Raw genomic sequence first — 21,256 nt, 5'->3', positions numbered from 1 at the left:
CCATGACATCGGCGACCGCGCCCGTGCTGACCGGCGGCTGCCAATGCGGCGCGATCCGCTTCGCGCTGCGGGCACCGCCGCAGCTCGTCAGCATCTGCCATTGCCGGATGTGCCAGAAGGCCAGCGGCGCGCCGTTCGCCGCATTCGCCGAGATCGCGCGCGAGGATTTCGCCTGGACCCGCGGCCAACCGGCCGCGTTCCGCTCCTCCTCGATCGCTGAGCGCAGTTTCTGCGCCGCCTGCGGCACGCCGCTGAGCTACCGGCGGCTCGCGGGGTCTTCGATCGAGATCATGACCGGCACCTTCGACCGGCCCGAATTGCTGGCGCCGACGCTGCAATTCGGCACCGAATCCCGGCTCGGCTGGGTTGGCAGCATCGCCGATCTGCCGAGCAAGACCACGCTGCAGAACTACGGGGCGGAGCGGCTCGCGAGCGTCGTGAGCCACCAGCACCCCGACCACGATTAGGACCACTGACGCGCCGCCCCACCAGTGATAGGCTCGGTGGCGCATAACAGGCAGGATGAGATGAGCCAGATTCCGAATTTCGCCGACGTCGCATTCCAGAGCGCCGCGGTCGCGCCGGCCGGTGGCCACGCCGAACCCTGGCTGACGCCGGAAGGCATCTTGGTCAAGCCCGGCTATTCCGAGGCGGACCTGAAAGGCATCGACTTCCTCGATACCTATCCGGGCATCGCGCCGTTTTTGCGCGGCCCCTACCCGACCATGTATGTCAACCAGCCCTGGACCATCCGGCAATATGCCGGCTTCTCCACCGCGGAAGATTCCAACGCGTTCTATCGCCGCAACCTCGCCGCCGGGCAAAAGGGCCTGTCGGTGGCGTTCGATCTCGCCACCCACCGCGGCTACGATAGCGATCATCCGCGGGTGTCTGGCGACGTCGGCATGGCGGGCGTGGCGATCGATAGTATCTACGACATGCGCACGTTGTTCGCCGGCATTCCGCTCGACCAGATGAGCGTGTCGATGACCATGAACGGCGCGGTGCTGCCGATCCTGGCGCTGTTCGTCGCCGCCGCCGAGGAACAGGGCGTGCCGCCGGAGAAACTCTCCGGAACCATTCAGAACGACATTCTGAAAGAGTTCATGGTGCGCAACACCTACATCTATCCGCCGGCGCCCTCGATGCGGATCATCTCCGACATCTTCGCCTACACCTCGGCGAAGATGCCGAAGTACAATTCCATCTCCATCTCCGGCTATCACATGCAGGAAGCCGGTGCCACGCAGGACCTCGAGCTCGCTTATACGCTCGCCGACGGCGTCGAATATCTGCGTGCCGGCATTGCGGCGGGCCTCGACGTCGATCGCTTTGCACCCAGGCTGTCGTTCTTCTGGGCAATCGGCATGAACTTCTTCATGGAAGTCGCCAAGATGCGCGCGGCTCGGCTGTTGTGGGCCAAGCTGTTGAAACAGTTCAACCCGCAGAATCCGAAGTCGCTGTCCTTGCGCACGCATTGCCAGACCTCGGGCTGGTCACTGACCGCGCAGGACGTCTACAACAACGTGATGCGCACCACCATCGAGGCGATGGCGGCGACGCAGGGCCACACCCAGTCGCTGCACACCAACGCGCTCGACGAAGCGCTGGCGCTGCCGACCGACTTCTCGGCGCGGATCGCGCGTAATACGCAACTGTTCCTGCAGCAGGAGAGCGGCACCAACCGGATCATCGATCCGTGGGGCGGCTCCTACTACGTCGAGCGACTGACCCGCGACCTCGCGGCGAAAGCCTGGGGCCACATCCAGGAGGTCGAGAGCCTCGGCGGCATGGCCAAGGCTATCGAAGCCGGCGTGCCGAAGCTGCGGATCGAGGAAGCCTCCGCCAAGACCCAGGCGCGGATCGACGCCGGCCGCCAGGCGGTGATCGGCGTCAACAAGTACAAGCCGGTGGATGAGGCAGCGATCGATGTCTTGAAGGTGGATAACTCCACCGTGCGCCGGCTGCAGATCGACAAATTGAAGCGGCTGCGCGGCGAACGCAACCAGGCCGACGTCGACGCCGCACTCAATGCGCTGACGCGCTCGGCGTCGGAGGGCAACGGCAATCTGTTGGCGCTCGCCATCGACGCCGCGCGGGTCAAGGCCACCGTCGGCGAAATCTCCGACGCGTTGGAAAAGGTGTTCGGGCGGCATCGCGCCGAGATCCGCTCGATCACCGGGGTCTACAAGCGGGAGGCCGCCACCATGTCGAACCGGGTTGAGAAGCTCAAAGCGCTGATCGATGCGTTCGAGGACGCCGAGGGCCGCCGCCCGCGCATCCTGGTCGCCAAGATCGGCCAGGACGGCCACGACCGCGGCCAGAAGGTGATCGCCTCGGCGTTCGCCGACATCGGCTTCGACGTCGACATCGGGCCGCTGTTCGCCACCGCCGAGGAAGCCGCCAAGCAGGCGGTGGAGAACGACGTCCACATCCTCGGCGTCTCCTCGCTCGCCGCAGCGCATCTCACCGCGGTGCCGGAATTGAAGGCGGCGCTGAAGAAGCAGGGCCGCGACGACATCATGGTCATCATCGGCGGGGTGATGCCGCCGCAGGACTACGACACGCTGTACAAGGCGGGCGCCGAGGCGATCTTCCCGCCCGGCACGGTGATCGCCGACGCCGCCGAGGAACTGATCCACAAGCTCAACGCACGGCTGGGGCACGCCGAGGCCGCGGAGTAGCCAGCATGAGACATGTCGCCGTCACCGACGCGAAATCCCAGCTGGATGATCTGCTGGCGGAGGTCGAGGCGACTGGCGACGACGTGGTCATCACCCGCGATGGCGTCGCGGTGGCGAGGCTGATCCGAGAGGGATCGCCGGAGCGGCATGAACTGCCGCCGGCTGCGATTGAACGGCGCCGCGAGGTGATCGATAGGATCAGGCGGCGCGCTGCGACAATCAATCTCGGTGCGACGCAGCAGGAGATCAAGCAATGGATCAATGAGGGGCGCCATTGATCGTTCTCGACGCGTCGATGGCAATTGCGTGGCTGCTCAATGAGGCCGGGTTTTCGGACGACGGCCTGAACGAAGTGATCGCGACCGAATCCATCGTCGTCCCGGCTCATTGGTCAGCTGAGGTCGCCAATGCGCTGCTCGTCAACCTGCGAAGAAATCGAATCTCGCAAGATACCCTGGCGGCGGTCGTCAGCGACCTCGGGCTGCTCGATATTTCCGAGCAGCCGTCGATTTCGACTGACCGAATTCTCGACCTCGTAGGCTTTGCCGAACGTCACGGGCTAACCTCTTATGACGCCGCCTATGTCGAACTGGCGTTTGAACGCAGCGCTCCACTGGCGACCCTCGATCAGCAAATGCGGAGAGCGGCCGCCACCCTTGAAATCCCATTGATTCCGAAGGCTAGTATCTAGCAGCCGCGATCTCTCGGACGGCTTCACTGACAGCTGCCGGATCGCGCGCAATGTGCTAGAATAACGCCATGACCGACGTCGCCGACATCACGCTGGAGAGCATTCTCGCCAAGCTGCGCGGGCTGACACCCGCGCTGCAGGCGCTGGGCGTCAGGCGGCTTTCGGTGTTCGGCTCGCGCGTCCGCGGTGACCATCGGCCGGACAGCGACCTCGATCTTCTGATCGAGACCACCGGCTATGACGGAACGCCGAAATTCGATCTGCTCAAGGTGATACGCTTGATCGAGGACGCGATCGGGATTTGGCCCCACGTCATGCAGCCGAGCGAATTGACGCCGCGCATCCGCGAACGCATGGCCGACGATCTGATCGAGGTGTTTTGATGCCTCCGTCAGCGGAAGACCGGCTGCAGGATATCTTGGGGGCGATTGCCGAGATCGAGGATCTGCTGCGCGGAAAAACCTTCGATCAATTTGCCGCCGACCGACGCATGCGGCTGCTCATCGAACGCTATCTGGAGATCATTTGCGAGGCTTCCCGCCGGCTCCCGGAAGCCATCAAGCTGGACGCGCCGGACATCAACTGGCAGGGCATGATCGACTTCGGCAATATTTTGCGGCATGCTTATCACTCCACGGAAGCAAACGCCGTCTGGAATATCATCCATACGCACCTCCCGCCCTTGAAGTCGTTCGTCGAACGGCGCATGGCGACGTCCGGCGGATAGCACCATGCGCATTTCCCAACTTCCTTCCATCGAAGGCCGACTGACATGATCTCCTTCCTCCGCGGCCCGCTGATCGCTCTCGCCGCCCTGGCTCTGCTCACCCCCGCTTTTGCCGAGGACGCCAAGCCGGATTTCGCGATCAAGACCAAGTCGATCGAGGCCACCGTGCTGCTCGATGGGCCGATCAAGGCCGATCCGGCGCTGGCCGCCGATTGTCTCGCTGAGGGCAAGCGATGGGCCGAGAAGGCCCGCGCCGACGCCGACCGCGAGCGCAAGCAGACCCCGGACATGTTCCGCGACGGCGCCTGGACGGTGGAGCGCAAATACGACGTCCGCTCGCTGGTCAAAGATCGCTACGTCAGCATCGTCCGCTCCGACTACATCAGCGCCGGCGGCGCGCATCCGAACGCCGATGTCGACACCATCCTGTGGGACAAGACCGCGAACAAGCGGATCAGCATCCGGCCGTTCTTCACCGAGACCGCCGACGGCGGCCCGACCATGACGGCGTTGCGTCAGGCGGTGGTCGCGGCGCTGAAAACCGAAAAGCGCAAGCGCGACATTCCCGAGGTGCCGGGCGCCGACTGGGCCAAACCGATCGAGCCGAAACTCACCAAGATCGGCGCAGTGACGCTGGCGCCCTCCACCGAGCCCGGCAACAGCTCCGGCCTGACCTTCCACTATCCGCCCGATGCGATCGGCCCGCACGCCGAAGGCGACTATGTCGGCTTCGTGCCGTGGGACAAGTTGAAGCCCTATCTCACCCCGGAAGGTGCCGCGATCTTCGGCGGCGCGCGGCCGCGCGGCGACGAGGACTGACGCTGCGCTCCAGCTTTTCCGACTTTCTCACTCTGACGGCCGCGCAATGAATTTGCCGCCGGCCCCCGAAGGCGACGATCATGGCTGCAACGATGACCGCGAGGCCGCTCGACATTGCGACGCTGGCAGGCGAGGTCCGCGCCGGCAACCGCGCGGCGCTGGCGCGCGCCATCACGCTGATCGAAAGCCGCCGCGCCGATCACCAGACCGAGGCGCGGAAGCTAGTGCAGGCGCTGCTGCCGCTCACCGGCCAGGCGCTGCGGGTCGGCATCACCGGCTCGCCCGGGGTCGGCAAATCCACCACCATAGAGGCGCTCGGCATGTTCCTGGTCGAGCGCGGCCATAAGGTCGCGGTGCTGGCGGTCGATCCGACCTCGGCGCGCTCCGGCGGCTCGATCCTCGGCGACAAGACAAGAATGGCGCAACTGTCGTCGACCGACGCCGCCTTCATCCGCCCCTCGCCGGCCGCCGGCACGCTCGGCGGCGTCGCCGCCAAAACCCGCGAGGCGATGCTGCTGTGCGAGGCGGCCGGCTTCGACGTGGTGCTGGTGGAGACCGTCGGCATCGGCCAGTCCGAGACCGCGGTCTGCGACATGACCGATTTCTTTCTCGCCCTGATGCTGCCCGGCGCCGGCGACGAGCTGCAGGGCATCAAGAAGGGCCTGGTCGAACTCGCCGACATGATCGCGATCAACAAGGCCGATGGCGACAATCTGAAGCGCGCCAACCTCGCCGCCGCGGAATATCGCGGCGCGCTGCATATCCTCACCCCGCGCTCGGCGCATTGGCAGGTGCCGGTGGTGACCTATTCGGCGCTCGCCGGTCTTGGCATCGCCGAATTGTGGCAGCAGGTCGTCGCACACCGCGACGCGATGCAGGCCTGCGGCGAATTCGCCGCGCGGCGCCGCGAACAACAAGTGAAGTGGATGTGGACCATGCTGGAGGATCGCTGGAAGGCGCAGCTGCGCGCCGATCCGGCGATCCGCGCCAAGGTGCGTAGCACCGAGCAAGCCGTCGCCGAGGGCCAGATCACGCCGGCGCTCGGCGCCGATCAAATCGCGGGCTTGCTGACTTGAGGGACTATGCGAGCGCCGTCAATGTGAGGAGCCGCGCCGCTTGGCGCGGCGTCTCGAACCATGCGGCCGCCAGGTTTGCGCTTCAAGGCGAGCTTCCTGCGCCAGCAGCGACCCATACGGCGCGGAGCTGCGTTTTTTTGGCCGTGGGGTAGTCCGGTTTCTTGCCGCTTCCGACGCCAGGCGTAATAGGTCCTTCGTGCGCAGGGACGACCCGCGCACAGCCCCCGAGCCAACTCACATGAGCGAACCCAGATGACCGCTCCGCTACGCATCCTGATCACCGGCTTCGGCCCGTTTCCCGGCGCGCCGTATAATCCGACGCCGGCTTTGGTGGCGCGGCTCGTCCGGCTACGCCGCCCGGCGCTCAGCGAGGTCGAACTGATCGGCCACGTCTTCCCGGTCAGTTACGCCGCGGTCGACCGCGAGCTGCCGCAGCTGATCGCCAGGCACGCCCCGGATGCGCTGCTGATGTTCGGGCTGGCTGCCCGGACGCCGTTCCTGCGGATCGAGAGCCGGGCCCGCAATGCGGTGACTATGCTGTGGCCGGACGCCGCGCATAGCCGCGTCCGCAGCGCCGCGATCCTGCCGGGCGCCGAAGCGCGAAGGTTCGGGCCGCACACCGAAAAATTGCGACGTGCCGCACTTCATACCGGCATCGACGCCCGCGGCTCGCGCGACGCCGGGCGCTATCTTTGCAACTATCTGTGCTGGCGCGCGCTGGAGGCCACCGACGCCGCGCAGGGACCGAGCCTCGCCGCCTTCGTGCACGTGCCGCTGGTGCCGCGCCCCGGCGTTCCGCAGCACAACCGCGCGCACCGTATCACTGCTGAGCAGTTGGTTGACGCCGCCGAGGCCGTGCTACTAGAACTGCTGGCACAAGTGCGCCGCGTGCGGACTGTCACGCCGGCGTGATCGCCGTTCTTCCGGAATCCGAATTGCAACCCCGGTCCCGGTTCGGCGTTGCCGTCTCCAGAGGTTCCCAATGCCATACGCGCTGTTTTGCGACGACGCCAAGGTGAGCAAGACCTATCCGACCGAGGCCAATGTGTGGAAACACGCCAAGGAGAGCGGGCTACTGATCGACGTCGAGCCCAAGGACAACACGCCGACGCCGCGTCGGGTGCTGGAGGCCGGTTACGAGATCCGCCCCTGCGAGCCCGACCCCGGCGAAAATCCCGAGATGAACGAGCGCGAGGCGCGCGAGCAGCGCGATTTCCAGTTGCAAAAATCCTGATTCCCGCGCGCGCGGTGCGACCGCGTCGATGTTCGACGCAACAACGCCGGTGCACGCTGTCGCGGCACCGGCGTTGTGTCGGAATGAATCCGCCGGGAGAGTATCCCGGCGGATTGATGTGGGTCAGGCCGCCCCTGCGGGGGCGGTGAACACGCCAACCGTAACGGCCGGGCCGGTGTATTTCTCGACGTTGCCGATGACCGTATGGCCGCAATTGCCCTGGGCCAGTTTCGACGTGCCGATGTCCATCGTCAGCACGTTGACGTCGCCGTAACGGCACAACGTCCCCTTCTTGCCGGGTTCGGCCGGGTCGTACCAGCCGCCCTCGTTGACACGGATCACGCCGGGCCGGGCATTCTCGGTCACCTTGGCACCGGCGAGAATCTGGCCGCGGTCATTGAACACCCGCACCACGTCGCCATCCTTGATGCCGCGCGCCTCGGCATCCTTCGGGTTGATCAGGCATGGCTCGTGGCCGGCGACCTGGTAGGTTTCCCGCAGCTTGGTGCCGCAGAGCTGCGAATGCAGCCGGCTCGCCGGATGCGAGGTGGCGATGTGCAGCGGGAACTTGGCTGTCGGCCCACCCAGGCGTTCGGCCGGCTCCATCCACATCGGATGCGGTCCGCAATCGTCGTAGCCCATCTTCTCGATGTTGCGCGAGAAGATCTCGAACTTGCCGGTCGGCGTGCCGAGCGGCTCCAGCAGCGGATCCTCGCGGAATTTGGCATAGCGCACGTAGCTCTTGCCCACCGTCACCGGGAATTCCACCACGCCGGCGCCGTTCCAGAATTCATCGAATTCCGGCATCGGGTATTTCTTCGCCTTGGCCTGGGTCAGCGCCGCCTCGTAGAAGGATTTGATCCAATCCATCTCGGTCTTGCCCTCGGTGAACTCCTTGCCCTTGCCGCAACGCTCGGCGAGCGCGGCGAAGATGTCGTAATCGTTGCGGCTCTCGTACACCGGATCGACCACTTTCTTCATCGCCAGGATCCCAACGCCGGCGTAGTCGCCGATGGTTTCGATATCGTTGCGCTCAAAGGCGGTCGTCACCGGCAGCACGATGTCGGCGTGGCGCGCGGTCGGGGTCCACTGGAAATCCTGCACGATGAAGGTTTCCACCTTGGACCAGGCCGCCACCATGCGGTTGCGGTCCTGATGGTGGACGAACGGATTGCCGCCTGCCCAATACACCAGCTTGACGTCCGGATACTTGCCCTTGGTGCCGTTGAAGTCGAACTCCTTGCCGGGGTTCAGCAGCATGTCGACGACGCGGGCCACCGGAATCGACGACGCCCCACCGGTGCTCAGCCAGGGCGCGCCGGCCTTCTCCTTGCCGCCATCGGTGATGCCGGTCAAAGCCGGCGCATCCGCCGCCGGCGCGCCGCCGTTGGAGTAGTGATAGCTGAAGCCGAAGCCGCCGCCGGGCAGACCGATCTGGCCCAGCATCGCCGCCAGCGTCACCAGCATCCAGTGCGCCTGCTCGCCGTGATGCTGGCGCTGCATCGACCAGCCCGCAGCAAGCATGGTGCGGCCCTTGGCGAAGCGGCGGGCAAGATCGCGAATGGTGTCGGCGGGAATTTCGCAGATCGCCGCGGCCCATTCGGCGGTCTTCGGCGTGCCGTCCTTCTCGCCGGTCAGATAGGGCAGGAATTTGTCGAAGCCGGTGGTGTAGGTCTTGAGGAATTTTACGTTGTGCAGCTTCTCGGTATAGAGCGTGTGCGCGATGCCGAGCATCATTGCCACGTCGGTCTGCGGCCGCGGCGCAATCCATTCGGCGGACATCGTCTCGCAGGTCTTGGTGCGGATCGGATCGATGCAGATTACTTTGGTGCCCTTGGCTTTGAGCGCATTCAAGCCCTCATAGGCGCCGTGATCCGGAACCAGCCAGCCGATCTGGTTGGTGACCGCGGGGTCGCAGCCCCAGAACACCATCAGTTCGGTGTTCTCGACCACTACCGGCCACACCGTCTGCTGCTCATAGACCTCGAGCGAGCCGACCACATGCGGCATGATGATCTGCGCCGCGCCGGTCGAGTAATCGCCCGACGAAGACACGAAGCTGCCCTTCACATTCATCAGCCGGCGCAGCAGGCTGCGGCAATTGTGCAGCCGGCCAGGGCTCTTCCAGCCATACGATCCGGCATAGGTCGCGGCCGGGCCGTAGGTCTTGTCGACCCGCTGCATTTCCTTGGCGACAAGATCGAGCGCCTGATCCCAGGTGACGCGGACGAAATCGCCGGAGCCGCGGGAGTCGCGTTCGGCGGCGGCGCCCTTTTCCAGGAACGCGCGACGCACCATCGGATATTTGATCCGGGTCGGCGAATACACCGAATCCAGCACGCCGGGGAGCTGGTGGCTCGGCGCCGGATCCTTCTCCCACGGCTTCAGCGAAGTGATGCGACCGCCCTCGACCTTGGCGCGGAACGCGCCCCAGTGCGAGCCGGTCAACACCTCGCCGTCCGGCACGCCGGCGGCGCGGGCGCCCTGCGCCAGCAGCGACGGGCCGAAGATTCCAAGCGCGGCGAGCGCGGCGCCTCCGTTCAGCACCGAGCGGCGCGACAACGTCTTACTGAATTGGTCGATCGATTGGATAGTCATGTGAGACTCCATGGGACGAATTGAGTACCGAAACTTGCAGCCGGTTCGGGGAGAACTCTCCGAGCCGCAATGATGATGGTGCTACGCGGCCGAACGACCCGTGGTCGGGGCGCTGGTGTCGCGCGTGAGCAGCGCGGTCAGCAGCATCGCCGCGCCGCCCCAGAATCCACGATGGTCGCGCACGTGGCAGGCGGCACAGAAATCCGGGATCCAGCCGCAGAGCCGCTGCTGCAATGCAAAGCGGCCCGGATCGTCGGTGGCGATGAGTTGCGAAAGCAGCGACAGCTCCACCGAAACGTGGTCGGCAGGCTCCGCCAGTCCGGTGGCGACCGAGACATCGTGCGCCGCCAGCAGCGCATCCATTTCCGCGGTCGGCGCTTGAAACGGCCGCCCGCCGCAGCGGAACGCCGATTCGTAAGGCGCGATCGCATCCGGTCCGCCGATGCCGCTGAACAGCCGTCCGAACGCAATGCCCAATCGCGCCGTCAAGGCCTCGTCGTCGAGTTCGGCGGCGAGCACGTCACGGATTTGAGCGACGCCTTCGGCGAGGTCGTGTTGCCGAGCCAATTCGCCCAGCCAGACGGCGGCTTCGCCGCGTCGATAGGAGGCGACGCTGTCGCGCGAGGGTGGCGCCGCGAACACCGCGGCGAGCCACAGCAAACACTGTGCATGTCCCGCTATTCGGTCAGCATGCGAGACGTCACTCATGCTTGCCTCCGGTGTCCTGCGCGTTCATCTGGACGTACTTCTGAACCATCCGGAACTGCTCGTCGTCGAGGGTGACGAAGCGTTTCATCGCGTTCAAATTGCCGATCCACTGATTGGCGAGGAAGTGCCCGGTCGCCGGCAAGGCGTGGCAGAGCCCGCAGCTTGATGAGTACATCTCGGCGCCGTAGGCGTTGAGCTTGGCCGCATCGGCGACCAGGTTTTCGTTCTTCACCCAGACCGCGAGCTTGCCTTCACTCCAGACCTGATCGGTGTCGGGATCGGTCATGGTGCTGACGCTGGTGACCTTCTCCACCGCTTCGGGACCGAGCGCGGCCGAGGGAATCCGCTTGCCCTGTCGGGCATAGAGCATCTGCTCGGAGCCTTCCTGCTGCCAGCCGGTCAGTTGCACCTGCAGCAAGGGGCCGTCCACTGCCGTGACCTTCATCGGGGTCGCCGCCAGCAGCCGGCCGTCGGCTGGATCATCCTTGCCGGGCTTGTCCAGATAGAACGACGTCGTGATCAAGGTGGCGAGGGTGTCGCCGACCTTGGGCTGCAACGTCTTGGCCGATGCCGCCAGCTCGTTGAAGATCGAACGATAGCCGACGCTCATGTCGGGCATCTTGTGGGCGATGCCCTTGTGACAATCGATGCAGGTCTTGCCGTCGGCCATGCCCTTCTGCATGGCCTCCGAGGCGGCCGGGCGCTGCTTGTGGAAATCCATCGTCTGGAACGAGTGACAATTGCGGCACTCGCGGCTGTCGGTGTTCTTCATCGTCGCCCACACCCGCTTGGCCAGTCCAAGACGCGCGGCCTCGAACTTCTCCGGGGTGTCGATGGTGCCGACCAACTTATGGTAGATTTCGCTGCTGGCCTCGACCTTGCGGATGAACTTCGGCAGCCATTGCTTCGGCACATGGCAGTCCGGGCAGGCCGCACGAACGCCTGAGGCGTTGGTGTAGTGAATCGATTTTTGATATTCCTTGAAGACGGTGTCGCGCATCTCGTGGCACGAGATGCAGAACTCGAGGCTGTTGGTGGCTTCCATCGCGGTGTTGAAGCCGCCCCAACCGATCACTCCCGCGACAGCACCTGCCACGGCAACGAGGGCCAGGGTCCATTTCGAACCGCGGCTGCGCAGAAATTGAATCACGACGTTTTCCTGTTCTTACGGAACGGAGCTTTCAGTCCGCAGGATCGACTGACCGCGGACCTTGATCGGTGATGCGAAGGAGGTTCTGGGGGACCTCGGGTGAAGCGCAGCGCTTGATGAAGCGTCCGCGGCGGTTGGCACCGTCACAATGGAGATTCCACTCTGTGCGGCGAAAGGAGAATGGGCGCCTCGCGCTCAGAACATCTTGATCCACATCAAGTAGAGTTGGACGAAAGTACTAAGTGCGCCCACTGCAACCACCGGCATTGCTTACGTGACTACTCGCGCAACCACGCGGTTGCAGACCGTAACCGTCTCGCGTCGCAGACTACACTGGAGGTTCATCAGTGAATCGCATCGGCAACTTGCGCGGGATGGCAGCGCTGGTCCGTCCAGCACTACGCCTGATGCGGCGATCGGTTAACCCTGCTCCGCAACAAAGCCAACCAGCTCCCGTGCGGAGCCGCGCCGCGCGGGATATCTTTGCGTCGCCCTTCACGAACGACTTAGGGGGCGGCTTGATAACCGAATCAGACCGTTGAGCTGGTGATTGCGCAAGCGCCGAAGCGATCCGCAAACGCCGAATGCATTTTCGTCCGATGTCAGGACCCATGCGATGCCGCTCAGCCGCCGTCACCTCCTCAACGCCGCAGCCTTTGCAGCCGGCGCGCTGGCTTTACCAAGTAAGCCCGCCCGCGCGGCGCCGCTGACCTCGTCGCTCGGGCGCGACGCCAGCCAATACGGCGTGCGGCCGAACAGTCCGGACGATCAGACCAGAGCCTTGCAGCGCGCCATCGACGACGCTGCGCGGGCGCAGACACCGCTGGCGCTGCCGCCGGGGGTCTATCGCACCGGCCCGCTGATGCTGCCGAACGGCGCGCAGCTGATCGGTGTGCGCGGCGCGACGCGGCTGCTGTTCAACGGCGGCCGCTCGCTGCTGGAAAGCCAGGGCGGCAACGCCGTGGAGCTGAGCGGCCTCACGCTCGATGGCGCGCAGATCAAGTTGCCGCAACGTCGCGGCCTGGTGCATTGCCAGCAGGGCCGTGAACTTCGCATCACGCAATGCACAATCGCCAATTCCGGCGGCAACGGCATCTGGCTCGACAATATCGCCGGCGACATCAGCGATAACGGCTTCAGTAACATCGCCACCACCGGCATCGTCTCGTTCGACGCCCAGGGCTTGATCGTGGCGCGCAACAGCATTTTGGGCACCAACGACAACGGCATCGAGATCCTGCGCAGCGCGCTCGGCGACGACGGCACGCAAGTTCTCGACAACCGCATCGAGGACATCAAGGCCGGCCCCGGCGGCTCCGGGCAATACGGCAACGCCATCAACGCGTTTCGCGCCGGCAACGTCGTCGTGCGCGGCAACCGCATCAAGAACTGCGATTACTCCGCGGTGCGCGGCAATTCCGCCTCCAACATCCAGATCACCGGCAACAGCGTCAGCAATGTCCGCGAGGTGGCGCTGTATTCCGAATTTGCCTTCGAAGGCGCGGTGATCGCCAACAACACCGTCAACGGCGCCGCGGTCGGCGTCTCGGTGTGCAATTTCAACGAAGGCGGCCGGCTCAGCGTGGTGCAGGGCAATCTGATCCGCAACCTCACGCCGAAGCGGCCGATCGGCACCGCGCCGGATGACGACGCCGGCATCGGCATCTATGTCGAGGCCGATACTGCGGTCACCGGCAATGTGGTCGAGAACGCGCCGTCGTTCGGCATCGTCGCCGGCTGGGGCCGCTATCTGCGCGACGTCGCGATCAGCGGCAATGTGATCCGCAACGCCTTTGTCGGCATCGGGGTGTCGGTGGCGGATGGCGCCGGCACCGCGCTGGTCGGCAACAATGTGATCTCGGAGACGCCGCGCGGCGCGGTGGTCGGGCTCGATCATGCCCGGCCGGTGACGCCGGATCTGGCAGCGCCCGGCGCAGCCAAGTTCGCTCAGGTGGTGATGGGGATCAATGCGGCGCGGTGAGCGCGAATTACAGCGCCGGGCGCAACAGCGGATAGCGCTGCTGCATCACCACGAGGTCGAGCTGCCGCTCCCAGGACACCGGCTCCGCCGCGTCCTCGTCGGCCGCCGCCGCAACCGGCTCGGTCCGCTCGACCGGCGCCACCGGGGCTGTGTATTGCACCGCGGCCGGGTGGCGGGGCGCGGTCCAGGTCGCGGGCGCCTCGCTCGGCAGCACGCTCTGGCGGGGCTTCAGTTTGGAATTAACGCCGAGCCAGGACAGGTCGACCGGCTGGTTGTTCGCCGTGGCTTCGCGGGTCAACAGCCCGCGCCAGGTCTGCACCGCCAATTTGGCCTCCTGGATGTTGTCCAGGAAGTCCAATTCGCTGTGATAACGCCGCCAGCGCCCGGTTTCGAACAGTTCCGTGAGGTATTCCAGGCGCTGCTCAGCCAAAATGCACCAGCGCTCCACCACCGCGCGGCCGCGGGTAACATCCGATTGCTCGATCATGAAATAGCGAGTCCAAGGGGAGGTGAAGCTGGACGCCGACGCAACCTGACGAATCGACTGAACAATAATGGTAATAGTGTTAACAGAAGTTTACCGTGTTGAGCTTGAGGGTATCCCCAGGCAGCTGCGTGTCGCGGCGCTCGGCGCCAGCTTCGCGCAAGCTCCAAACGAAAGACCCGCCCGGGGGGGACAACCGGGCGGGTCGAGCCATATTGGCGCTGGGTGGATGGGCGCTCGCGCCGAATACGGCATCGTTGGGGAGGGATGTCCGCTCCCACCCCTATTGGTCGGGATCGCCGGGCAAACGTTCAAGACCGTCGGCGGTTTTTTTACCGCCTGCGGCGCCCGGCAGCGCGACCGCGAGGCTGACGATCGGTTCCGCCTGCAGCCGCGTCGCCAGATCGTCGAGTTCCGCCGGCCGCAGCGGCCGATCGCCGAACTGCAGGCGCAACAGACCGTCCGGGCCGCTTGCGACGATGCTCGCCTGATAGGCGTCGAGCAGGCGGCCGATCTCGGCGATCCGTGCGTCGGGGGCGAAACGCACCAGCGCGCGCGGCCGCGACGCGGCGGCCGGGCCGCTGATCACCGGTTCGGAGCCGGCCGCCGCGCTCTGGCCCGCCGCAAGCTGATGGCCGCGGAGCGGCTCCCGGCTGGCCAGCAGCGCGCCGATCAGGCCGGCCTGCAACAGCAGGCCCAACGCCCCGGCCAGCGCGGTCCAGCCGACGATGCGCGGCGACAGCTGGCTGAAAGCCTCGCCGAGCCGCGCCGAGGAGCGGTCCGGCCGGCGCCGCAGCGCGCCAGCAGGCGGTTCGGCGTCGATCGCGGCGAACAGCTTTTCCAGCGCCCGCGGCGATGGCGCGCCGAGGCTTTCATCGAGGCGGATGGTGGCCGCGCATTCGTCCTGGATCGCGGCGAATTGCGCCGCAAGGCGAGGATCGCTCGCCAGCGCCCGTTCGACCCGCTGGGTGTCGCGCGCGCCGAGCGTCCCGGCCGCATACCACGGCAACAACGCCTCGATCGCGCCGGGTCGTTGCTGCTGATCATTCTTGCTCATCGCCATCACGGCCGGCCTCGCTCCGCGCCTGACTGGCCTCACGGTCTTGTAGAATTTGTCGTTGCGAAGCGGGAAAGGTTCGATGCTGCCGGTAAAATAATCCCACCCGAACGGTGCCGCAACGGGTCCCTCCCCCCGGCCGCACCGTGGCCTTGCAAATCTACCGCCCGCAGCGCCCGCGCGGCCTCCGCGCACACGAAATCTATCTAACAAGATCAAATGTTTAGTAGCCTTTCGCGATGACCTCGCGGGGCCAAAAGATACCAAACCTAAAGGCTTTGCGATTAGCCTTGAATAATCGATCGCAGCCGTCGACGGAAACATGGACGCCACCGCAACTTCTCCTTTCTCCGATCCGTTGGGCGCCCACAGCGAGGGCGACCTGCGCCCTGCCGCGGTCCTGGCGCAACGCGCCAAGCAGCGGCGTCAGATGCTGGATCTGGCCGGACTGAGCTACGTCATCGATGCCGGCGTTCTGCTGATCTATGCGGCGGCGGGAACCGTGCCGGCGATCGTCGGTGCGGCGCTTGCGGGTTGCGGCCTGGCCACGGTGACGCTGTTCCTGGTGTTGTCGGAATTCGGCTTCGCGGATCGCTTCCGCGATCATTACTGCGTGCTTCCGCAATCCACCATCAACCTCGTCATCCTGCTGGGGTTCGCGTATTTCGTCCCGCAGGTCGGGGTATTGTTTCTGTGCTCGCTGTTCATCGTCTACGGCTTCAGCGCGCTGCGCTCGACGCCGCGCCAGACGGTGATCGCCTGGAGCCTGATGGCCGTCGGCGTCGGTGCGCTGTTGCTACTGAGCGAGCGGCCGATTTCGCTGCCGATGGCCACCCCGCTTGAGCGCTTCGCCACCATGCTGGTGTTCGTTCTCGCGCTCGGCCGCTGCATGTTCATCGGGGTCGTCTCCAGCGCGCTGCGCGAAAGGCTCTACCGGCGCGGCGTCGAACTCAAGGCGACCTACAAACGCATCGAAGAGCTCGCCGAGCTCGACGAACTCACCGGGGCGTCCAACCGCCGCTGCATCATGCGGATGCTCGACGACGAAATCCTGCGCGCCCGCCGCACCGCGATGCCGCTGACCATCGCGCTGATCGACCTCGACTGGTTCAAGCGGATCAACGACCTCTACGGCCATCCCACCGGCGACGAGGTGCTGCGGACGTTTGCGATCACGATCTTCGCCAACATCCGCAATGTCGACCGCTTCGGCCGTTACGGCGGCGAGGAGTTCTTGCTGGTGCTGCCCGAGACGACGCAGGACAGCGCCCAGCCGACCCTCGACCGGCTGCGGCGGATCGTGGCGGATCTCGACTGGAGCGCGTTCTCGCAGGGCATGACGGTGACGATGTCGGTCGGGATCGCCTCTTGGTGCAACAATGAAACGCCCGAAGCGTTGCTCGCCCGCGCCGACGACGCGCTCTACGAAGCCAAGGCCGATGGCCGCAACCGCGTCGCGCTGTCGCGCCCGGCGCCGGGCGCTGCGCCGGACCGGGCGGCGGCGCGGGCGCACGAGCTCCGAGTCTGATCATGCATCTGAGAGCCAAGGCTGCTTCCGAAAACCTGCTCGACGAACTGCAGGACACCCTTGCCCATGGCCCGGTGGCGCGCCGGGTGGAAACGCTGCGCCGCGTCACCGATCTGTTCGTAAGCGGCGCGGTGGACTATTCCGACGAGCAGGTCGCGCTGTTCGACGACGTGTTTGCGTGTTTGGTGCGTCACATCGAGGCCAAGGCGAAGGCCCTGCTGGCGCAGCGCCTGGCGCCGATCGCCAAGGCGCCGCCGCGCATCATCCGTCATCTGGCATTCGACGATCTGATCGACGTCGCGGCCCCGGTGCTGACCCAGTCGACGCAACTCGACGACCACGCCTTGATCGAGAATGCCCGCAGCAAGAGCCAGGGCCACCTGCTGGCGATTTCCAAGCGGCAGGTGTTGAGCGGAGCGGTGACCGAGGTGCTGGTCGAACTCGGCAACATCGAGGTGGTGCACAGCACGGTCAACAATCCAGGGGCGGAGTTTTCGGCACAAGGCTATTCGACGCTGGCGTCGCGGGTCGAGATCGACGACACGCTGTCGGCGCTGATCAGCATGGTGTCGTCGATCCCGCGGCATCACTACCTGAAATTGATCGCCAAGGCCTCGGTGTCGGTGCGCAGCCGGCTGGAGGCCGCGCATCCGCAGGAGGCGAACGAGATCGCAACCGCGGTCCGCGAAGCCTCGCGGCGCGCCCGGCTGGCGCCGGCGGCGATGAGCAAGGAAACCGTGATCGCCCACGGCCTGGTGCGCGCGCTATACGAGGACGGCAGGCTCGACGAAAAGCTGGTCGGCAACTTCGCCGAGGAAGGCAAGTTCGACGAGACCAACGCCGCGATCGCCTGCATGGCCAACGTCACGGTATCGGTCGCCGAGTCCATAATGATCGAATCCCGGGCCGAGGGCGTGCTGATCTTGGCCAAGGTCGCCGGACTGACGTGGTCGACGGTGCGCGCGATCATCAGTCTGCGCGACGAATTGTCCGGCATGAAGAGCGCCGACATCGAGGCCTGCCGGCTGACCTACGAGCAATTGCGGCCGAGCACGGCGCAGCAGGTGCTGCGCTTCCACCGGATGCAGCAGGAAACCGGCAGCACCGCCGCGCCTCCGACCTGACCGCCGCAACAACCCGCGCCGCAAGCCAGCCATTGCCGGCCCACAGCCCTTCCACGGCGGTTGTTTTCGGCTCCGACGCGCGTTAAAGTTGACGAAATTCTTTGATCAATTTTCTGAATTTGGGGATAGCCATGGCTGTCGTCAATGACAACGAGCCGCATTCCGCAAAGAAATCCGCCATCCAGAGTGCTTTGACATACGTCACCGGCGCGACCGCCGCCGCGGGCGCGGTGTGCGGAACGGCGTGGTACTTACTTAGTCCACGGGTTGATAAGTACATCGACGATCATCTTTCGGAGAAGATGAAAGTAACACCGCCGCTCGGCCAAACCGCGGGCCCCGGCGGCGCGCTTCAGGCCGGCGAACTGCAAGTCGCCGAACTGCAGCGCAAGATCGAGACCTTGTCGACGTCCGTCGCCGCGCTGTCCAGCCGCCTCGGACAGGCCGAGGAACTTCAACGCCAGCTTGAAAGCCTCGGCAAGATCGTCTCGGAAATCAAGACGAGAGCCAATTTCAACGCCACGTATGGATATTCATTCCGCTTCAAGGGCGCTGAAATTCTCGCCCAGCAACGCCCGCCCAGCCGGCTCTACTTCTACGCCACTCGGGACGACGAAGTGAAAGTCAGCGTGTACCTCGCGACCCAGAAATTTCCCATCACCATGAAGGTCGATGGGATCGCAGTGCGACCGAAGGTTCGGGATTCGCGCGACTCGATCCGGGTGACTGATCAACTGGTGCACACCTCCTTGGAAGAGGTGATCGCGGTCAAGGAAGGCGCCGGCAACAAGGAAGGCGCGCCCCCCACCACCGAAGATCCGCGCCCACAGAACGTCCACTACATCGAATTTCTTCCCGGCGACGTCAACTATCAGTTCGGAAAGAACGACGACTACGATGTATCCGGCATCGTCCTCGTCGCCAGGAAGAACATCTGAGGCATCCGCGCGGTGGCACACGGTCGTTTCCATTTGATGGCGGCAACGGCGGCCCTTGCCGCCGTGGCTGAATTGGCGCTGTCCGGCGGCGCTCTGCAGGCCGCTCAATTCAACTGGGTCGCCATCGCCCCACACGTCTCCGTGCTGCGGCAGGCCACCTACAAGACGCCCTCCGGAGCGGAGATCAAATTCACCGCCGTTCGCTTCCATCTGGGCTATGTTCGGCTCCGGCTGGTCGGGACCGCGGAGGCGGTCGCCGCAGGCCGCGAGGTCAAGGACGGAATCGCCAAGTCGATCGTCAACGGCGAACAGAAGGCCGAACTGCTCAGTTACAGTTTGGAGGGCGTCTTCGGTCATCTCAAGGACAAACCGTTGGTTCTCGGTGCAGTCGGCTGGGCCGTCAGCCAGCGCAGCCCGGTCCAGCTCGGCCTTCTGAAAATCAAAGGGCACACCGCATCGAATCTGGTCGCAAGATCGACCTTCAGCGCCGTGCTATGTCTGCACGACGAGGCCGGCTACCCGGGTTACGATGCGACCGTTCCGGTGCTGTTCAGTTCGAACGATATTACCAAACTCAACCCGCGCGCCGCCAAATGTCGCGACGCGGTGCAGGTTGGCCCGCGAATTGTCGAAGAGGGAGCCCGGCGTGGAATAACCGAGGCAGAACTTCGAACGCCGCGATATCAACGCGGAATATTCTTCGTGGATGACCCGCACCGCAACGATTGGCCGGAAAAATCGCGCGATTCGGCGCGCAACGGATATTTGCTGGTGACGCACAACAAGGTGCATCTTTACGATCTGCAGACCATGTTGCTCGAGAAGGACCTCTACAACGGGGGCGACCCGCATTGGGCCGTCAATGTCGCGGGCGACGACCAAACCGGGCTGCTGATCAACGACGGCGCGGAGCCCGAGCTGATCGAGAACACACTGGCCACCGTGGGATCCGCGCTCATCGTCGAACATCGGAACAATTGATCGACGGTTCGACGAGAGTTCGTCGAACCGATGCGCGCGCGGTGGCGTGACGACGATCGACGGCGCTGGCGTCGACCGAAGGCGCGAGACATCCGGAACAATCGTCGCGGATCAGTAACGCAACACGCGCGCGCCGATCGCGGCGCCGAGCAACGTCACCAGCGCCACCGCCAAAGTGTACCAGGTCGCCACGAACAAGGGCGAGTCGTCGATGCAATGCGCGGCGTAGAGCGCCGCCGCCAGCCCCGACGACAACAGCCCCGCGATCGCGCCGGCCAACGCCGGACGCGCCGGCGCGCCCTGACGCAGCCCGATTAGCGCCGCGGCCAATAGCGGCAGCGACAACGCCGGGATCGACGCCATGCACAACAGCGCGTTGTGGCCCATCAGCCGCAGCAGCGCCGGCGTGGGGGGCGGCGCCAGCGCCTCGCCGGCGATGCCGAGCGCCAGCAGCGCCACCGGAACCAGCAACAGCCCGAACCAGCGCCGCGGCAATTGTTGCGGCCGCGACACCTGCAGCGCGAGCGCCAACGCCACGAGCGCCAACGCCAGCGTCACCACGAACTTCAAATCGAATAAGGGATTGCGCAACGCCTGCATGAAGTCCGGGCGCAGGCCGAGCGTCGCCAGCAACAGCGCCAGCGACGCCGCCCATGCCACCGGCACGGCGATCGCCAGGGTTGGCCCGGGCGGGCGGGCCGGATAGCCGTTGTCGGCGGCGAGCGTTGCGATCAGTCGGTCGGTGTCCATGGTCATTCCGTCCGCAATTTGCTGGCGAGCCGCGACAGGCCGCGATGCAGGGCGACCCGCACCGCGCCCTCGGTGATCGCGAGCTTGGCCGCGGTGGTCTTGATCGATGCGCTGTCGACCGCGATCGCCTGCAGCACGTCGCGCTGCCGCGCCGGCAGGGTCTCCAGATGGCTGGCGATCTCGCTTGTGGGCAGCGTTTCGGCGGCCGGCGCGCTCGGGATCGTCTCGGCGAAATCATCGATATTGACGAACACCCGGCGGCCGCGGCGGCGCAGCGCGTCGATCAGCTTGTTGCGGGCGATCGCGAACAGCCACGGCGCGAATGGCGCGCTGGCGTCCCAGGTGTGTTTCTTCAGGTGCACGGCCAACAGAATATCCTGCACGATGTCCTCGGACTGATCGATCGGCTGGCCGGCGCGGGCCAGACCGCGACGCGCCGCGGCGCGCAGCACCGGCGTGACCGCCTTCAGCAGACGATGATAGGCCGCGCTGTCGCCGGCGTTGGCCGACCGCATCAACCCGGTCCATTCCTCGTCACGTCCCTGCACGCAGGCTCCTGAAAATCAATTCGTACGGATCGCTGATTTGTTACGCCCGCCGCGCAAGATCACGGCCTCGTGATCTCAGGCCACGGAGAAAGGTAGTTTCGAACCGATCGCACCGGCTGGTTCGACTGCTATCTCATCTTGCCCTGGTTTTGCCGCGGTGCGGCGAACAATCCCCTTG

22 protein-coding genes are annotated in these 21,256 nt (G+C 65.3%); 15 read left to right on the top strand and 7 right to left on the bottom strand.

The window, feature by feature from the left end; genetic code table 11:
- Positions 1–2: 2 nt before the first annotated feature.
- The 10 genes from RPC_RS08810 (at position 3) to RPC_RS08765 (ending at position 7,231) form a co-directional block, all read left to right on the top strand.
- A complete protein-coding gene (locus RPC_RS08810) occupies positions 3–467 on the top strand; it encodes a GFA family protein (RefSeq protein ID WP_011472224.1) in 465 nt (154 codons plus the stop codon).
- 60 nt (positions 468–527) lie between these two features.
- Positions 528–2,684, top strand: coding sequence for a methylmalonyl-CoA mutase (gene scpA / locus RPC_RS08805; RefSeq protein ID WP_011472223.1), 2,157 nt, complete (start codon positions 528–530; stop codon positions 2,682–2,684).
- A 5-nt stretch (positions 2,685–2,689) separates the two neighbouring features.
- The gene (locus RPC_RS08800) at positions 2,690–2,962 is read left to right on the top strand and encodes a type II toxin-antitoxin system Phd/YefM family antitoxin (RefSeq protein WP_011472222.1); all 273 of its coding nucleotides are present in this window, start codon (positions 2,690–2,692) and stop codon (positions 2,960–2,962) included.
- The gene (locus tag RPC_RS08795) at positions 2,959–3,375 is read left to right on the top strand and encodes a type II toxin-antitoxin system VapC family toxin (RefSeq protein WP_049766070.1); all 417 of its coding nucleotides are present in this window, start codon (positions 2,959–2,961) and stop codon (positions 3,373–3,375) included. The genes RPC_RS08800 and RPC_RS08795 overlap by 4 nt, the downstream gene beginning before the upstream one ends.
- Positions 3,376–3,443: 68 nt before the next feature.
- Positions 3,444–3,758, top strand: coding sequence for a nucleotidyltransferase (locus RPC_RS08790; protein WP_011472220.1), 315 nt, complete (start codon positions 3,444–3,446; stop codon positions 3,756–3,758).
- The gene (locus RPC_RS08785; RefSeq protein WP_011472219.1) at positions 3,758–4,102 is read left to right on the top strand and encodes a HepT-like ribonuclease domain-containing protein; all 345 of its coding nucleotides are present in this window, start codon (positions 3,758–3,760) and stop codon (positions 4,100–4,102) included. The genes RPC_RS08790 and RPC_RS08785 overlap by 1 nt, the downstream gene beginning before the upstream one ends.
- A gap of 45 nt (positions 4,103–4,147) precedes the next feature.
- Positions 4,148–4,921, top strand: coding sequence for a DUF3298 and DUF4163 domain-containing protein (locus RPC_RS08780; RefSeq protein ID WP_011472218.1), 774 nt, complete (start codon positions 4,148–4,150; stop codon positions 4,919–4,921).
- 80 nt (positions 4,922–5,001) lie between these two features.
- Entirely contained in the window at positions 5,002–5,997 is a 996-nt protein-coding gene (meaB, locus tag RPC_RS08775; protein ID WP_011472217.1) for a methylmalonyl Co-A mutase-associated GTPase MeaB, read from the top strand.
- A gap of 252 nt (positions 5,998–6,249) precedes the next feature.
- Positions 6,250–6,909, top strand: coding sequence for a pyroglutamyl-peptidase I (locus RPC_RS08770; RefSeq protein ID WP_011472216.1), 660 nt, complete (start codon positions 6,250–6,252; stop codon positions 6,907–6,909).
- 70 nt (positions 6,910–6,979) lie between these two features.
- Positions 6,980–7,231, top strand: coding sequence for a hypothetical protein (locus RPC_RS08765; RefSeq protein WP_011472215.1), 252 nt, complete (start codon positions 6,980–6,982; stop codon positions 7,229–7,231).
- 123 nt (positions 7,232–7,354) lie between these two features.
- On the opposite strand, the gene torA is transcribed toward RPC_RS08765, so the two are convergent.
- From torA to torC, 3 genes are all read right to left on the bottom strand, one after another.
- Entirely contained in the window at positions 7,355–9,829 is a 2,475-nt protein-coding gene (gene torA, locus RPC_RS08760; protein WP_011472214.1) for a trimethylamine-N-oxide reductase TorA, read from the bottom strand.
- 81 nt (positions 9,830–9,910) lie between these two features.
- Positions 9,911–10,489, bottom strand: coding sequence for a TorD/DmsD family molecular chaperone (locus tag RPC_RS08755; RefSeq protein ID WP_415914814.1), 579 nt, complete (start codon positions 10,487–10,489; stop codon positions 9,911–9,913).
- 40 nt (positions 10,490–10,529) lie between these two features.
- Positions 10,530–11,687, bottom strand: coding sequence for a pentaheme c-type cytochrome TorC (gene torC / locus RPC_RS08750; RefSeq protein WP_011472212.1), 1,158 nt, complete (start codon positions 11,685–11,687; stop codon positions 10,530–10,532).
- 616 nt (positions 11,688–12,303) lie between these two features.
- On the opposite strand from torC, the gene RPC_RS08745 reads away from it, so the two are divergent.
- A complete protein-coding gene (locus RPC_RS08745) occupies positions 12,304–13,668 on the top strand; it encodes a TIGR03808 family TAT-translocated repetitive protein (RefSeq protein ID WP_011472211.1) in 1,365 nt (454 codons plus the stop codon).
- A gap of 7 nt (positions 13,669–13,675) precedes the next feature.
- Here RPC_RS08745 and RPC_RS24980 read toward each other — a convergent pair whose 3' ends face one another.
- Positions 13,676–14,155: a TIGR03809 family protein gene (locus RPC_RS24980; RefSeq protein WP_011472210.1), complete on the bottom strand. Its 480-nt coding sequence runs from the start codon at positions 14,153–14,155 to the stop codon at positions 13,676–13,678.
- Positions 14,156–14,435: 280 nt separating this feature from the next.
- Complete coding sequence (locus RPC_RS08735; protein ID WP_415914813.1) at positions 14,436–15,218, bottom strand: hypothetical protein; 783 nt, start codon at positions 15,216–15,218, stop codon at positions 14,436–14,438.
- A gap of 313 nt (positions 15,219–15,531) precedes the next feature.
- Here RPC_RS08735 and RPC_RS08730 point away from each other — a divergent pair, with 313 nt between their 5' ends.
- The 4 genes from RPC_RS08730 (at position 15,532) to RPC_RS08715 (ending at position 19,780) form a co-directional block, all read left to right on the top strand.
- Entirely contained in the window at positions 15,532–16,737 is a 1,206-nt protein-coding gene (locus tag RPC_RS08730; RefSeq protein WP_011472208.1) for a GGDEF domain-containing protein, read from the top strand.
- A 2-nt stretch (positions 16,738–16,739) separates the two neighbouring features.
- Entirely contained in the window at positions 16,740–17,861 is a 1,122-nt protein-coding gene (locus RPC_RS08725; RefSeq protein WP_011472207.1) for a DUF2336 domain-containing protein, read from the top strand.
- A gap of 131 nt (positions 17,862–17,992) precedes the next feature.
- Complete coding sequence (locus RPC_RS08720) at positions 17,993–18,799, top strand: hypothetical protein (RefSeq protein ID WP_011472206.1); 807 nt, start codon at positions 17,993–17,995, stop codon at positions 18,797–18,799.
- 36 nt (positions 18,800–18,835) lie between these two features.
- The gene (locus tag RPC_RS08715) at positions 18,836–19,780 is read left to right on the top strand and encodes a hypothetical protein (protein ID WP_011472205.1); all 945 of its coding nucleotides are present in this window, start codon (positions 18,836–18,838) and stop codon (positions 19,778–19,780) included.
- 111 nt (positions 19,781–19,891) lie between these two features.
- On the opposite strand, the gene RPC_RS08710 is transcribed toward RPC_RS08715, so the two are convergent.
- Both RPC_RS08710 and RPC_RS08705 read right to left on the bottom strand, forming a co-directional pair.
- Positions 19,892–20,530 carry an NrsF family protein gene (locus RPC_RS08710; protein WP_041801585.1) on the bottom strand — a complete coding sequence of 213 codons (639 nt, stop codon included), beginning with the start codon at positions 20,528–20,530 and terminating at the stop codon, positions 19,892–19,894.
- A 2-nt stretch (positions 20,531–20,532) separates the two neighbouring features.
- Complete coding sequence (locus RPC_RS08705; RefSeq protein ID WP_011472203.1) at positions 20,533–21,078, bottom strand: sigma-70 family RNA polymerase sigma factor; 546 nt, start codon at positions 21,076–21,078, stop codon at positions 20,533–20,535.
- Between the last annotated feature and the right edge of the window lie 178 nt (positions 21,079–21,256).

Origin of the sequence: Rhodopseudomonas palustris BisB18 (genome assembly GCF_000013745.1) — a bacterium.
Taxonomy (GTDB): Bacteria; Pseudomonadota; Alphaproteobacteria; order Rhizobiales; family Xanthobacteraceae; genus Rhodopseudomonas_A; species Rhodopseudomonas_A palustris_F.
The sequence above is the reverse complement of the archived record's forward strand: the minus strand, read 5'-3'. Positions and strand labels throughout refer to the sequence as shown.